Source organism: Phenylobacterium sp. (assembly GCF_036502675.1).
GTDB lineage: Bacteria > Pseudomonadota > Alphaproteobacteria > Caulobacterales > Caulobacteraceae > Phenylobacterium.
Genome location: NZ_DASXYF010000097.1, coordinates 1 through 14,019, shown reverse-complemented (window position 1 = coordinate 14,019; position 14,019 = coordinate 1). Strand labels below are relative to the sequence as shown.

The 14,019-nt window shown below is 72.1% G+C and carries 15 protein-coding genes and 1 pseudogene; 12 read left to right on the top strand and 4 right to left on the bottom strand.

From position 1 onward, the window contains the following. The 3 genes and pseudogenes from VGL30_RS12465 to VGL30_RS12455 form a co-directional block, all read left to right on the top strand. Window positions 1–244: pseudogene (locus VGL30_RS12465) on the top strand (enoyl-CoA hydratase); the annotation flags it as partial. A 229-nt stretch (window positions 245–473) separates the two neighbouring features. Then, window positions 474–893: a MucR family transcriptional regulator gene (locus tag VGL30_RS12460; protein ID WP_331540317.1), complete on the top strand. Its 420-nt coding sequence runs from the start codon at window positions 474–476 to the stop codon at window positions 891–893. Between the two features lie 192 nt (window positions 894–1,085). Next, the gene (locus VGL30_RS12455) at window positions 1,086–1,574 is read left to right on the top strand and encodes a PAS domain-containing protein (protein WP_331540316.1); all 489 of its coding nucleotides are present in this window, start codon (window positions 1,086–1,088) and stop codon (window positions 1,572–1,574) included. Window positions 1,575–1,584: 10 nt separating this feature from the next. Here the strand turns inward: VGL30_RS12455 and VGL30_RS12450 are convergent, their stop codons facing one another. Further along, window positions 1,585–2,010, bottom strand: coding sequence for a SufE family protein (locus tag VGL30_RS12450; protein WP_331540315.1), 426 nt, complete (start codon window positions 2,008–2,010; stop codon window positions 1,585–1,587). 46 nt (window positions 2,011–2,056) lie between these two features. Next, entirely contained in the window at window positions 2,057–2,839 is a 783-nt protein-coding gene (locus tag VGL30_RS12445; RefSeq protein WP_331540314.1) for a HAMP domain-containing sensor histidine kinase, read from the bottom strand. A gap of 238 nt (window positions 2,840–3,077) precedes the next feature. On the opposite strand from VGL30_RS12445, the gene VGL30_RS12440 reads away from it, so the two are divergent. After that, window positions 3,078–4,673: a HAMP domain-containing sensor histidine kinase gene (locus tag VGL30_RS12440; RefSeq protein ID WP_331540313.1), complete on the top strand. Its 1,596-nt coding sequence runs from the start codon at window positions 3,078–3,080 to the stop codon at window positions 4,671–4,673. Between the two features lie 3 nt (window positions 4,674–4,676). Here the strand turns inward: VGL30_RS12440 and VGL30_RS12435 are convergent, their stop codons facing one another. After that, a complete protein-coding gene (locus VGL30_RS12435) occupies window positions 4,677–5,573 on the bottom strand; it encodes a hypothetical protein (RefSeq protein WP_331540312.1) in 897 nt (298 codons plus the stop codon). A gap of 84 nt (window positions 5,574–5,657) precedes the next feature. Between VGL30_RS12435 and VGL30_RS12430 the strand changes: the two genes are divergently transcribed. The 6 genes from VGL30_RS12430 to VGL30_RS12405 all read left to right on the top strand — a co-directional run bounded on the left by VGL30_RS12430 (window position 5,658) and on the right by VGL30_RS12405 (window position 11,161). Next, window positions 5,658–5,990, top strand: coding sequence for a DUF1491 family protein (locus VGL30_RS12430; protein ID WP_331540311.1), 333 nt, complete (start codon window positions 5,658–5,660; stop codon window positions 5,988–5,990). A gap of 59 nt (window positions 5,991–6,049) precedes the next feature. Next, a complete protein-coding gene (locus VGL30_RS12425) occupies window positions 6,050–6,430 on the top strand; it encodes a hypothetical protein (RefSeq protein WP_331540310.1) in 381 nt (126 codons plus the stop codon). A gap of 54 nt (window positions 6,431–6,484) precedes the next feature. After that, a complete protein-coding gene (locus tag VGL30_RS12420; RefSeq protein ID WP_331540309.1) occupies window positions 6,485–7,516 on the top strand; it encodes an ATP-dependent DNA ligase in 1,032 nt (343 codons plus the stop codon). A gap of 389 nt (window positions 7,517–7,905) precedes the next feature. Continuing rightward, entirely contained in the window at window positions 7,906–9,510 is a 1,605-nt protein-coding gene (locus VGL30_RS12415) for a peptide chain release factor 3 (protein WP_331540308.1), read from the top strand. A 5-nt stretch (window positions 9,511–9,515) separates the two neighbouring features. Then, window positions 9,516–10,424 carry a class I SAM-dependent methyltransferase gene (locus VGL30_RS12410; RefSeq protein WP_331540307.1) on the top strand — a complete coding sequence of 303 codons (909 nt, stop codon included), beginning with the start codon at window positions 9,516–9,518 and terminating at the stop codon, window positions 10,422–10,424. Beyond that, window positions 10,421–11,161 (top strand): 16S rRNA pseudouridine(516) synthase, encoded by a 741-nt coding sequence (locus VGL30_RS12405; RefSeq protein WP_331540306.1) that lies wholly within the window; start codon window positions 10,421–10,423, stop codon window positions 11,159–11,161. Before VGL30_RS12410 ends, VGL30_RS12405 begins: the two co-directional genes overlap by 4 nt. Before the next feature lie 27 nt (window positions 11,162–11,188). On the opposite strand, the gene VGL30_RS12400 is transcribed toward VGL30_RS12405, so the two are convergent. Further along, window positions 11,189–11,977 carry an SDR family oxidoreductase gene (locus VGL30_RS12400; RefSeq protein WP_331540305.1) on the bottom strand — a complete coding sequence of 263 codons (789 nt, stop codon included), beginning with the start codon at window positions 11,975–11,977 and terminating at the stop codon, window positions 11,189–11,191. A gap of 99 nt (window positions 11,978–12,076) precedes the next feature. Here VGL30_RS12400 and VGL30_RS12395 point away from each other — a divergent pair, with 99 nt between their 5' ends. Both VGL30_RS12395 and VGL30_RS12390 read left to right on the top strand, forming a co-directional pair. Beyond that, on the top strand, window positions 12,077–12,646 hold the full coding sequence (locus VGL30_RS12395) for a helix-turn-helix domain-containing protein (RefSeq protein WP_331540304.1): 570 nt from the start codon (window positions 12,077–12,079) through the stop codon (window positions 12,644–12,646). A gap of 265 nt (window positions 12,647–12,911) precedes the next feature. Further along, on the top strand, window positions 12,912–14,019 hold a 1,108-nt coding region (locus VGL30_RS12390), incomplete at its 3' end, for a hypothetical protein (protein ID WP_331540303.1).

The window sequence follows — 14,019 nt, the reverse complement described above, 5'->3', positions numbered from 1 at the left end:
CGACAATGCAGCGCCCGTCTCCGTGGCCCTGACCCGCCAGCTGATCTGGCGCAACTCCGGGGCGGCGCACCCCATGGACGCCCACCGGGCCGACAGCCGCGGCATCCAGGCGCGCGGCAAGTCCGGCGACGCGCGCGAAGGCGTGACCTCGTTCCTGGAAAAACGCCCTGCCGCCTTTCCCGACAAGGTGTCCAGCGATCTGCCGGACATCTGGGATCACTGGCAGGCCCCGGATTTCCGCTGACAACACCCGCTTAGGCCGCGAGCGTACAGGTAGAGGACCTACCGCTTACTCGGCGAAATTGGTTCTTTGAGCTCGACAGCCTGTTTCCATCTCAATTTTCGGGCTGTTACGCTGAAATAACCTCTATTTGTATGCTTGTGCTGCGCATAAGTTCCAGATAAGCAACGCGCTACTGATGTTGTGAATCAACTCAGCGCCCTCGACGGCGCGCTTCCTATGGAAAACAAGAATGGATGAGAAGTCGGAAGTCATCGAGATGACGGCGGATATTGTCTCCGCTTATGTGGGCAACAATTCCGTTACGGCGGCTGACCTGCCCGCGCTGATCCAGAGCGTGCACCGGGCCCTGGCCGGTATCTCCACCGGCGGCGACGTGGCCGAAGTGGCTCCGAAGGAGCCGGCGGTGCCGATCCGCCGTTCGATCACGCCTGATTTCCTGGTCTGCCTGGAAGACGGCCGCAAGTTCAAGTCGCTGAAGCGGCACCTGCGCACCAAGTACAACATGAGCCCCGAGGAATACCGGGCCAAGTGGGGCCTGCCCAAGGATTATCCGATGGTCGCGCCGAATTATGCGAAGGCGCGTTCGGACCTGGCCAAGCAGATGGGCCTGGGCCAGGGCGGCCGGCAGGCGGCGCGCAAGAAGCGCTGACCGCCGTCCCGAAAAGTTCGGGACCGGATTAGAGTTGCGACGCCCGCCCTCGCCGGCGGGCGTTTTGCATTTCCAGTGTAGCTTGCGGCGAAATCTTTCGTCGCAGGCCGCATTTTCCCTTGCCGCCGATTCGCGTGTCGGGCGATAAGTGATTCGTCGCAATTCCAAAGCGTTGTTTGGGTAAATATACAGATGGCGGCGCATATCGGAGCCTCGGCGGCCGCGGCCCGCGCGCATGAGGAGCTGTACAGCTACTGGGCGTCCCTGCGCAAAGGCGCGCGGCTTCCGGGCCGCGACGACGTCAACCCCCGGGACTTCAAGCGGCTGCTGCCCACCATCAGCCTGATCGACGTCTTCCGCGAGCCGCTGGACTTCCGGCTGCGCCTGGCGGGCACCGGGCTCTACAGCGTCTACGGCCGCGAGATCACCGGCCGGGCGCTCACCGAGGTCTACAACTCCGCCGCCGCCGAATACTGGCGCGATGAACTGGCCAAGGTGGTGGAGGAGCGCCGTCCCACCGTCGGCGTGCACAACCTAGCTTGGCGCGGCGCCGGCCACCTGTCGATCCTCTGGCTGCGCCTGCCGTTGGCCTCCAACGGCCGGGACGTGGACATGATCATGGGCTACGACGCCGTCGTCGGCGTGCGCGGCGAGGCGATGAGCGGCATCCGCGCCGCCTGACTCGCCGACCTCAGGCCGTCACCGCCGCCTGCGCGTCGTGGCGGATTCGCGTCGCCATCGCCGCCAGCCCGTTGGATCGTTGTGAGGAGAGCGCGCCCGAAAGCCCCAGCCGCTCGAACGCCGCCTTGGCGTCGAAGGCCAGGATCGCCGGCGGCGTCCGCCCGGAGAACAGCCGCATGAGGATGGCGATCAGTCCCCGCACGATGTGGGCGTCGGAATCGCCGCGAAAGCGCAAGGTCCCGTCGTCCTGCGGCTCGGTCACCAGCCACACCTGGCTCGCGCAACCGCGCACCTTGTTGGCGTCCGACCGCTCGGCGTCGCGCAGCGGGGCCAGCTCGCGGCCGAGCTCGATCACGTAGCGGTAGCGCTCCTCCCAGTCGCCGAGCAGCTCGAACTCGTCGGCCAGGACTTGCAGGTCGTCTTCGATCTTGGACATGGACGTAGGCGACTTAAGGGGCCCGCCCCCCGACCGCAACCGGCCTTCAGCCCACAGCCAGCCGCACGCGGGCCGTGAAGCCCTGTCCGGGCGCCGACTGCAGCCTCAGCCGCCCGCCCATCGCCTGGCAGAGCAGGTCGCAGATCGGCAGCCCCAGGCCGGCCCCCTCGCTGCGGCGGGTGAGCGCGCTTTCCCCCTGCTCGAAGGGCCGCATCAGCCGGGGCAGGTCCAGGGGATCGACGCCGGGCCCGTCGTCCGCCACGGCGATCTCCACGTCGGCGCCCTGCACGGTTACGGAAAGCCGCACCGTCGAGCCCTCCGGCGAGAAGCCGACGGCGTTCTGGATCAGGTTGGCGAGCACCGTGCGCAAGCCCCGCGGATCGGCGACCACCAGGGGCAGGGCGCCGCGCCCGGACGCCTCCACCCGGGCCCGGCGGACGGCGATCTCCTCCTTCAGCCCGTCGAGCACGTCGTCCAGCGCGTTGTCCAGCGACTCCGGCTGCAGGTCGAGGTCGGTGACGTGGCCCTCCAGCCGCGCGATCTCCAGGATCTGGTTCACCAGCTTCAGCAGCCGCTGGCCGCTCGCCCGGATGATGTCCGCGTACTCCTTGTACTGCGGCGCGCCCAGCGGCCCGTAGAGCTCGGCCGAGATGATCTCCGAGAAGCCGAGGATGGAGTTCAGCGGGGTGCGCAACTCGTGGCTCGCCATCCGCAGGAACGAGCGCTTGTGCTCGTCCAGCACGGCGGCGCGGCGGGCGGAGGCGGACGTGCGCCGGGCCTCCGATGCAGCGGATTCGGCGGGTATCGGAAGCGGGGCCGCTTGGGACATGACGGGCGGAGGCCTTTCGGGTCTCAGGCCCGCATCCTTGCGCAGCTCGCTTACGATTTCGTTTCTGCCGCCCATACAAGGGCTTGCAGCGCCCGTCGCGCGGCAGGCGAGCATGCTTACACGCCCGCGCGTCCCTCGCTAAGCTGCGCGGGTTCAGATCGGCTATCGGACCTTGCCTGGCTTGACCCCTGCATCTTTCCCCCGCCGAACCGCGCCGGCGCGGGCGACGACCGAGCGCGTGGATGTCGCCGCGGCGCTCTGGCACGCCGCATGGGTGGCTGCGACCGCGCTGGTCGGCCTGGCGCTGGCGGGGGCCGGCCTGCTGCACGTGGGCCGCAGCACGGCCGCTCTCACCCTGGGCGCAGCGCCGGCGCTGCTCGGCCTGATGCTGGCGCCGGCGCCGCGCACCCTGCCGTTGCGTGCGCCGATGCTGCTGTTCTGGGCGGTGGCCGGCGCGGGCGCCAGCCTCATGACCGGCGGCGTCGGCGGCCCGCTGGGCGCCTGGTGCCTGGGTCCGCTGGCGGCCGCGGCCTTCATGCGCCGGCCGAGGCTGGTCGCCCTCGCCGCCGCCCTCTCCCTGGCCGCCGCCGCCTTCTCGGCCCTGGGCGCCAGCCTCATGGCCCTGCCGCCGCCGCCCGCCCCGCTGGCCGCCGCCCTCGGCCTGCTGGCGCTGGCGACCACCGGCGGCGGCCTGGGCGCGGCCCTGGTGCGGCTGGCGGGCGAGGCCCGGCGCGACCGCGCCGTCCGCGGCCAGCTCAGCGACCTGATGCTCGACCAGCCGCAGCTCCTGCTGATGCTGTCCCCCGACGGCCGCATCGAGGGCGCCGTCGGCCGCGCGCCGGACGGGATCGCCGCGCTGGCCCTGGTGGGCGGCGGTCTGGTGGAGGCCGCCGTTCCCGGCGACAGGCCGCGGCTGGAGGCCGCCCTGGGCCGCGCGCTGGCCGAAGGCGCCGCCGAGGCGGGCTTCGCCCCCGCCGCCGACCCGCAGGGCTGGGTGATCGCGACCCTGCGCCGCCGTAGCGCCCGGGGGCTGCTCGCCGTGCTGCGCGACGGCCGCGGCCAGCGCGCCCGCGAAGCTGAGATGGAGCGCGCCCGCGACCTCGCCCAGTCGCAGAACGCCGGCAAGTCCCGTTTCCTGGCCAACATGAGCCACGAACTGCGCACCCCGCTCAACGCCATCATGGGGTTCTCCGACATCATGCGGCAGCGCCTGTTCGGGCCGCTCTCCGACCGCTACGTCGAATACGCCGAGCTGGTGCACGAGAGCGGCGGCCACCTGCTGGAGCTGATCAACGACATCCTCGACATGTCGAAGATCGAGGCCGAGCGCTACGAGCTCTCCCGCGAGGTGTTCGACGCCCGCGACGCGGTGGCCGGCGTCCTGCGCCTGATGCGCGGCCAGGCCGACCGGGCGGGCGTGCAGCTCCGCGGCGTCCTGCCGCGCGAGCCCCTGGAGTGCGACGCCGACCGCCGGGCGCTGAAGCAGATCGCGCTGAACCTGATCTCCAACGCCCTGAAGTTCACCCCCAAGGGCGGCTCGGTGACGGTCACGGCGCTGGCCGTGGGCGAGGTGCTGGAGCTGGTGGTGGCCGACAGCGGCGTCGGCATCGGCCGGCAGGACATCGCCCGCCTGGGCAATCCCTACGAACAGGCCGGCGAGGCCGAGCAGCGCGCCGCCGGCACCGGCCTGGGCCTCTCCCTGGTGACGGCCTTCGCCCGCCTGCACGGCGGCGAGATGAACATCGAGAGCGAACTGGGCGAGGGGACGACGGTGACGGTCCGCCTGCCGGTGCTGCTTCCGGCGGACACTCCCGAGACCGAGGGCGCCTCCTAGCGCCTACTGCTGCGCCAGCCGCAGGAAGGCGCGGCCGGGGGCGAAGTCGCCCACTTCCACATAGGCCCGCCGCACGGTGTCGTCGGGCATGACGAAGTCCACCGCCACCGCCTCGCGCGGGTCCAGCGCCGCCAGCCGGGCCGCGGCCTCCGGCGGGAAGCGGAAGGCCCAGGGCTGCTTCATCGTCCTGGCCGCCAGGTCGGAGCCCGCCGGGCTGCGCGCCGCCGCCTGGAAGGTCTTCAGCGCATAGGCCGCCGGCAGCCGGCGCGCCAGCGGCAGCCGCCCGTTCACGTCCGCCCCGCGCCGGTCGAGGTAGGCGCCCGAGCTGCGGTCGGCGTCGCGCATCACCAGCCGCGCCGCATAGGGCGTCGCGCCGTCCGGGAAGTCCGCCACCGCCAGCAGCGCGCCTTCTCCGTCGCGGCCGGCCAGGCCGAAGGTCATCCGGTCCCAGCCGAAGCTCACGTCCTGCGACAGCCGCCAGCGGGCCGCGCGGCCGGCGTTGCGGTCGGCCCGCCAGCCCGCCACGTCGCCCGGGTAGGTCAGCCGCGTCACCTTGGAGAAACCCTCGAAGGCGTCGCGCACCCGCGTGGCCGCCATCGCCAGGTCCGGCGCGTCGCAGGCAGCCCCCGCAGCCTTCGCCCGCGCCCGCTGCTCCACCGCCGCCACCGCCGCCTCGTCGGTCCCGGCGCGCAGCGCGGTGTTGCGCGCCTGGGCCCGGCCGGCGTCCAGCGCCGCGCTCACCGCCGGGGCGAAGAGGCGGCAACGGCTGTCGGCCGCCGTCATCACCGTGCGTTCGTAGAGCATGTCGATCGCCGCGGCATGGGCCAGCCCCGGCCCGGCCACGGCCGCGGCCAGCGCCAAGAGCGCCCATCGGCGCGCAGGCTTGCGCGTGCTCGTCATCCTTCCGGCGGTCTCGTATGATCCTGGGCCCATGCCGGACCGTAGTCCGGCGGCGTTTCCGTTCCGTTATCGAGGCGCGTCCACATGCTCCTGGCCACCGATGTCTGGGTGGGCGCGCTCATCCGGCGCGCCGAGCTCGGCGGCGCCTTCGCCGTCGTGGCGCGCAAGGGCGACGCGCGGGCCGGCGCCGTGCTGGTCAAGGCGCTCAACCGCTCCGACGGGACCAGCCGTCTCTATTCCGAGGCCTTCCGCGGCGACGGCGAGCGGGTGTGGATGCAGCCGGCCGCCAGCGAGGTCGAGGCCGACCTCGACCGCTACATCGAACGCGCCGTCCGCCGCGACCCCGACCTCTGGGTGGTGGAGATCGAGGACCGCCAGGGCCGCCACTTCCTGGTGGAGCCGGTCGAACGTGGTTGACGCGGCCTTTACCGCCTTCGTGCACCGCCCTGAAAGCCTGGCCGGCTTAGGCTCCGCCCATGCTGTTCCTGTTGAATGACGTGGTCCTGGAGACCCGGGGCGTGCGCCTGCCGCCCCGCCTCGACGCTTCCTCCCTGGAGGCGATGCCCTTCGAAAGCCTGCAGCGCATGGGCCAGGAGCTGTTCGCCGAGGATCCGCGCCTGCAGTACGACGACACCGCCCGCGCCCGGCGCCTGGCCGCGCTGATCGCGGCCAGGGCGCCCGGGGTCAACGCCGCCCTGTTCGTGGCCCCGGCCTTCGACGCCGCGGCCGAGGACGTCCACGCCCAGTTCGCGACGGTCGACGATCCGCTGATGGCCGACCTGGAGGACCGCCAGCGCGAGGGCCGCCTCGACATGGTGGCCGCCGACCGCCGGGTCTGGCGGCGGCTCTCCGCCTGACACGCGGAACGCTCCGCCCCCTGGCGGGTTCGAATCGCGCCCCAGGGAAGGCGCATGACCCAGCCTCAAGATCCCTTCGCCCAGCTCGGCGTTCCCCTTGACCTCGAACCGATGGAGGCCAAGTCCGTCGGCGAGCTGCCCGGCGGGCCCGGCTGGCGCTACGAGCCCAAGTGGGACGGCTTTCGCTGCCTGGCGTTCCGCGCCGGCCAGGCGGTCGAGCTGAAGGCCAAGTCCGGCAAGCCGCTTACCCGCTACTTCCCGGAGATGGCGGAGGCCCTGCGCGGCCCGGCCGTCGACCGCTTCGTGCTCGACGCGGAACTGACCGTCGCCGTGGACGGCCGGCTGTCCTTCGACGCCCTGCAGATGCGGCTGCACCCCGCCCAGAGCCGGATCGACAAGCTGTCCCGCGAGACGCCGGCCGAGCTGGTGGTCTTCGACCGGCTGGCCGACGCGCGCGGCGGCTCCCTGCTGGCCGCCCCCCTCCGCGAGCGCCGCGCCGCCCTGGAGGCCTTCGCGGCCGAGGTCGGCCCATCGCCGTTCCTGCGCCTGTCCCCCGGCGTCGAGGACGCCGCCACGGCCGGCCGCTGGCTGGACGAGGCCGGCGGCGCCACCGACGGGGTGGTCGCCAAGCGGCTCGACGAGCCCTACCGGCCCGGCGAGCGGGCGATGCTGAAGATCAAGCGGCTGCGCACCGCCGACTGCGTCGTGGGCGGCTTCCGCTACGCCAGCGGCAAGCGGCTGGTCGGTTCGCTGCTGCTGGGGCTCTACGACGCCGGCGGCCGGCTCGACCACGTGGGCTTCACCTCGACGATCTCCAACGCCGAGCGCCCCGAGCTGACCCGCGAGCTGGAGGCGCACGCCGGCCCGCCGGGCTTCACCGGCCGCGCCCCCGGCGGCCCCAGCCGCTGGAGCGACGAGCGCACCGCCGAATGGACGCCGCTGCGCCCCGAGCTGGTGGTCGAGGTGCGTTACGACCACGTCACCGGCGACCGCTTCCGCCACGGGACCAAGCTCCTGCGCTGGCGGCCGGACAAGGCGCCCGGCAGCTGCACGCTGGACCAGCTCCACGGGGTGGCGGTGGCCTGAGCTTTCGGTGGGAAACACTTTTCCAGGTGGCGGACAACACTTCCATTTTCGACGAAATAGATGTATAATCAATGATTTATATAATCTCCAAGGTGTTTCCGGGGCGCTGTGCCGGTAAACGCCTGGGGTGTTAACCGGTAAACACTTTGCAAGAGTCCATCACACGAAAGCCCTCTGCGAACCATGCCGGCAGGAGCCGGAAAGCATAGCTCAGGCGGCGCCGTATGTCGAGAACATAGTGGGAACATAGGCGCGACAAGAAGCGCGCGGCCCGTCACCGAAATAGGCCGCCGCGCCATCACATGCGATACCCCTGCATCAAGGGGAGAGGCTTTGGGTGGGCCGCCACGTCTTCGCAGGCGCGGAAAGGAATGCTACCCCCCGGCGCCATGAGCACTTCCCCCGCCGCCGAGGCCGCCCGCCGGCGGACCTTCGCCATCATCTCCCATCCCGACGCCGGCAAGACCACGCTGACGGAGAACCTGCTGCTGGCCGGGGGCGCCATCCGCGCCGCGGGGCAGGTGCGCGCGCGCGGCGAGAACCGCCGCACCCGCTCCGACTGGATGAAGATCGAGCGCGAGCGCGGCATCTCCGTCTCGGCCAGCGTGATGACGTTCGACCATGACGGCCTGATGTTCAACCTGCTGGACACCCCCGGCCACGAGGACTTCTCGGAGGACACCTACCGGACGCTCACCGCCGCCGACGCCGCGGTGATGGTGCTGGACGCCGCCAAGGGCATCGAGCCTCAGACGCTGAAGCTGTTCGAGGTCTGCCGCCTGCGCGACATCCCCATCGTCACCTTCATCAACAAGATGGACCGCGAGGCGCAGGATCCCTTCGATCTGCTGGACGAGATCGCAAGCAAGCTGGCCCTCGACCCTGCGCCGCTCTACTGGCCCGCCGGCTCCGGCGGCCGGTTCAAGGGCATGCTGGACCTGCGCCGCCAGCGCTTCATTCCCTTCGGCAAGAAGACCGGCGGCGCCGGCCACGACGAGGGCCATCCGCCGCCTGTCGCCGCCAACTCCAACGCCATCGTCAGCTTCCTCGACCCCGACGAGCAGGCCGAGATGCAGGAGGGGGCCGAGCTGGTGCAGGGCGCCTCCAGGCCCTTCGACCCCCAGGCCTTCCTGGAGGGCCACATGACCCCGGTGTTCTTCGGCTCGGCGCTGCGCAAGTTCGGCGTCGAGGAGCTGCTGGAAGGCCTGGGCGCCTACGCCCCGCCGCCCCGTGCGGTGGCCGCCGCCAAGGCCGGCGCCGAGACCCATGTCGCCCCCGGCGACCGCGAGGTCGCGGGCTTCGTCTTCAAGGTCCAGGCGAACATGGACCCCAACCACCGCGACCGCATCGCCTTCCTGCGGCTCTGCTCGGGTAGGTTCCAGCGCGGCATGAAGCTGAAGGTGCAGAACACCGCCCGCCAGCTGTCGGTCAACGCCCCGATCATGTTCTTCGCCTCCGACCGCGAGCTGGCGGAGGAGGCCTACGCCGGCGACGTCATCGGCATTCCCAACCACGGCGTCCTGCGGGTGGGCGACAGCCTTTCGGAAAGCGGCGCCCTGCGGTTCGCCGGCCTGCCCAACTTCGCCCCCGAGATCCTGCAGCGGGTGCGGGTCAAGGACCCGCTAAAGGCCAAGCACCTGAAGAAGGCCCTGGAAGGCCTGGCGGAGGAGGGGGTGACCCAGCTGTTCCGCCCGATCGTCGGCGCCGACTTCATCGTCGGCGCCGTGGGGCCTTTGCAGTTCGAGGTGATGGCCGACCGCCTTTCGAACGAATACCAGCTCGACGTGATCTTCGAGCCCAGCCCCTACGGCGAGGCCCGCTGGCTGACCGGCGCCAAGGCCGACATCGACGCCTTCATCGACACCCACCGCACCGGCATGGCCAGCGACATCGACGACCAGCCGGTATATCTGGCCAAGTCGTCGTGGGACGTGGGCTACGCCGCCGAGCGCCACCCCGAGCTGGGCTTCGAGCGGACCAAGGAGCGGGGCTGACCCAGGTGGCGCCCGCGATCGTCTACGGAAGCCCGCGGCCGGACGTGGCCATCGTCCCGGCCGGCGCGGTGCAGGCCTCGCCGCTGGTCCCCGGCGCCCAGGCGCTGGAGGCGATGGCTGACGCCTCCGCCGACGAGGCCCTGGTCCTGGCCCCGCCGGGCGCCCTGGAGCGCGGCTATGTCCTGGCCCAGGCCCTGCGGATCCTCAGACCCGGCGGACGGCTGACGGCGCTGGCCCCCAAGGACCGCGGCGGCTCGCGCCTGCGCGCCGCGCTGGAGGCCTTCGGCTGCGCCGTGCGGGAGGAGGCCCGCCGCCACCACCGCATCTGCCGCGTGGTCCGCCCCGACGCAGCCCCGGGCCTCGCCGAAGCCGTCGCCGCCGGCGGCCCGCAGGTCCCGCCGGGCCTCGGCCTCTGGTCGCAGCCGGGGATCTTCAGCTGGGACCGCCTCGACCCCGGCAGCGCGCTGCTGCTGGCCCACCTGCCGCCGCTGGCGGGGCAGGGCGCCGACCTGGGCTGCGGGGTCGGCGTGCTGGCCGGGAAGGTGCTGCAGGCGCCCGCCGTCGCCCGCCTGCACCTCGTCGACGTGGACCGCCGCGCCGTCGACGCCGCCCGCCGCAACCTCGCCGACCCCCGCGCCGTTTTCGCCTGGGCCGACGCCCGCCAGCCGGGCGCGCTGCCCGCCGAGCTCGACTTCGTGGTGATGAACCCGCCGTTCCACGAGGCCGGGGCGGAGAACCGCGGCCTGGGCGCCGGCCTGATCGGCGCGGCGGCCAGGGCCCTGCGCAAGGGCGGCCGCTGCTGGTTGGTCGCCAACCGCCACCTGCCCTACGAGACGGTGCTGGCCGCCCAGTTCGCCGCCACCCGCGCCGTCGCCGAGGTCGAGGGCTTCAAGGTCTACGAGGCCCGCCGATGACCACCGCCCGCCTCGACCGCCTGCTCGCCAACCTGGGCTACGGCTCCCGCCGCGAGGTGCAGCACATGGCCGCCGTGGGCCTGGTGCAGTTCGACGGCGCGCCCATAAAAGACGGGGCGAAGCACGTCCCGATCGGCCCGGACCTGCCGCAGCGCCTGACCGTCCGCGGCGAGCCCCTGGACCCGCCCGCGCCGCTCGCCCTGATGATGCACAAGCCCCTGGGCGTCGTCTGCTCGCACAAGGAGGAGGGCGAGCGGGTCTACGACCTGCTGCCGCCCCGCTGGCGGGCCCGCGACCCGGCGCTCTCCACCATCGGCCGCCTCGACAAGGAGACCTCCGGCCTGCTGTTGATCACCGACGACGGCCGCCTGCTGCACCGGGTGATCTCGCCGAAGAGCCATGTTCCGAAACGCTACCGCGCCGTGCTCGACCGCCCGCTCGCCGGAACCGAAGCCGCCCTGTTCGCCTCGGGCGAGCTGATGCTGGAGGGCGAGGACAAGCCGCTGCTCCCCGCCGCCCTCGACGTCCTCGCTCCCACCGAAGCGCGCCTCACGATCACCGAAGGCCGCTACCACCAGGTGCGCCGCATGTTCGCGGCGGTCGGCAATCACGTCACGGCGCTTCACCGCGAAACCGTCGGTGGATTGGAGCTGCCGGCCGACCTGGCCCCCGGCGCGATCCGCATCCTTACGCCGGCGGACCTGGCCGCGATCTTTGAACTGCGGACATCGGGCTGACCGGCGATCGTCCCGCGCCGAGGAGGCTCAGGCCGCCTCGCGATAGCGCTGGGCGGCGTGATCCTGGGCGAAATTGGGGATCATGACCTGCCGCGCCGCGTCGAAGGCGCTCCATTGGCCAGCGTCCGGCAGCGGCGGGATGGTGACGGTCTCGCGGCGGTCGAAACCGACGAGGGCGGCGTCCACCAGTTCGTCGGCCTCCATGACGCCCACCATCGCGTTCAGATCGCGGCCTGAGCGTTCCCAGATCTCCGTGCGCGTCGCCGCCGGCAGCACCGCCTGGACATAGACCCCCTTGGGCCCAAGCTCGAGATCGAGGCCCTGAGTGAGGAACAGGACGAAAGCCTTGGTCGCGCCGTAGACCGCCAGGCCGTACTCCGGCGCCAGCCCCACCACCGAGCCGATGTTGACGATCGCGCCTTCGCCGGCCGCGGCGAACCGGGGGGCGACAGCGCTGGCCAGCCGCGTGAGCGCGGTGACGTTGAGGCTGATGAGGCCGGCCACGGTGTCGGGGCTCTGGTCGAGGAAACCGCCGGCGGCGCTGGCGCCGGCGTTGTTGACCAGGACGCCGATCCGCGCGTCGTCGCGCAGGCGCGCCTCGACCCGGGCGAGTTCGTCCGCGACGGTGAGGTCCGCCTGCAGCACGTCCACCGAGACTCCGTCCTCCCGGCGCAGGCGCTCCGCCAGGGCCTGCATCCGCGCGCGGTCGCGCGCCACCAGCACGAGGTCATGGCCGCGCTTGGCGAACCGTTCTGCGTAGACGGCGCCGATGCCGGTGGAGGCGCCGGTGATCAGGACGGCGGGTTTGGCGGTCATGGAACGCTCCTTGTGGACGTGTCATTCATGATAGACATCATGTAAGTGCATACATGACGGTCATCATATATGATGTCAAGCGGGCGGATGGAGAATGGAATGAGGGTCAGTCGCGAGCGGGTGGCGGAGAACCGGATGAGGATCCTGGAAGCGGCGAGCCGCCTTTTCAGGGCGCACGGCTTCGAGGCCGTGACCGTGGCCGAGGTCATGAAGGCCGCCGGCCTGACCCACGGCGGCTTTTACGGTCATTTCAAATCGAAGGATGACCTGATCGCCCAGGCCCTGGCCCACGTGCTGGCGGCCGCGGCGCCGTCCGAGGTCGATCTCGCCGACTACGCGGCGACCTATCTTTCCCCGAGCCATCGCGACGACCTGGCGGGCGGATGCCCCACGGCGGGGCTGGGCGGGGAAACCATCCGCCAGCCGCCCGAGGCCCGGGCGGCGATGACCGCCGGCTTGCGGCGGCAGATCGAGCGCTTCATCCAGGGCGCGCCCGGCGACGGTCCGGCCGAACGGCGCCGCGCGGCGATCGGCAGCTGGGCGGCCATGGTGGGCGCCGTGATCCTGGCCCGGCTCAGCGACGACCCGGAGCTTTCCGACGAGATGCTTGCGGAGACCCGCGCCTGGATCGCCGGCAAGGGCGCGGCGGAAGCCCCCGACAACGGCTGACGGGCGCCAGTCCCGTCCGCGAACCGAACGCGGCGCCCGGGACCGCCCAGTCGAGGGCGCCGTGTCATGCCGCCGCCGCTAGACTCTCCAAGTGGAGCTCCGGCTTCGCCCGTTAACCAATGCAAGTTGCGGGCCAGACGCCGATCAAATTTAAGTATATGGTTAACGACTTGTTAAAGTCCGCGGCTCCGGCTTTGCTCCGTTCCGTAGCAACCCGCTCGCTGCGTCCCGGCCTGGGACGACACGGGTCTGCGGAGTCGCGTGCATGTTCGAGTTCGCCCGAGAGCTTCGGCGCCTGTTCGCCGCCGATGGATTCAAGGCCTTCGCCGACGGTCTCACCGGCGGCGACGCGGCCCTGATGGAGCTGCTCGACCTGCGCCTGCTGCTGGTGGAGGGCAAGGCCGCCGACGTGGCCGCCGGCCGCATCGGCGCCAAGGACAAGGCCCAGCGCCGGCTGGAGGCCGCCATCGTCTGGCGCGAGGCCGCCCGGCGCACCGGCGACGCCGCCTCGCTGCGCAAGGCCGCCGCCTCCGCCGAGATCGCCGCCGCCGCCTTCGACCGCAACCGCCGCCCCGACGGCTGGGCCCGCGCCCGCTGCGAACAGGCGTTCTGCGCCATGCTGGGCGCCGAGATGTTCGGCGACGAAGGCCTGCACGCCGCGGCCGACGTCGCCTTCCGCGAGGCCCGCGCCGCCGCGCGCGGCGGACTGGCCGCCGCCCTGGCCGAAGTCGGCGTGGCCGCCGTCGAGGCCCGCCTGCACCTGGCCGACGGCGACGCCCAGGCGGCCCGCGTCGCCAGCGCCCGGTTCAATGCGCCGATCGCCGCGCTGGAGAGCCAGATGCGCCGCCACACCGTGGCCCGTCAGCTGGCCGCCGAGGCCCGCATCGTCCGCGCCGACATCCTCAGCGCCTGGGGCGCCAAGCTGAAGGACGCCGATCTGCTGGGCGACGCCGCCTGTGAGGCGGCCCGGGCGTCGCGGGGGCTCGACCCGGCCTATGAGCCGCTCACCTGGGCGCGGGCGGAGATCCTGCGCGGCCAGGCCATGGTGCTGCAGGGCGAGACCAGCGGCGACGTGGGCGTGGTCGCCGACGCCGTCTCCGCGCTGGCCGACGTGCTCGACCACCTGAACCGCGACCACAGCCCGTTCGACTGGGCCCGGGTGCAGGCGGTGCTCGGCCAGGGCCTGCAGGCGCTGGGCGACGCCAGTGCCAACGAGCAGGCCTATGAACAGGCGGTCACCTGCTACGACCGCGCGGCCCTGGTGCTCAAGGACACGCCGACCTCGCCGCTCCGGGGGCTCACGGCCGGCGCCCGGGCGGTGTGCCTGATCCGCTCGGCGGAGCTCACCGGCGACCTGGGCGTGCTGGACGCGG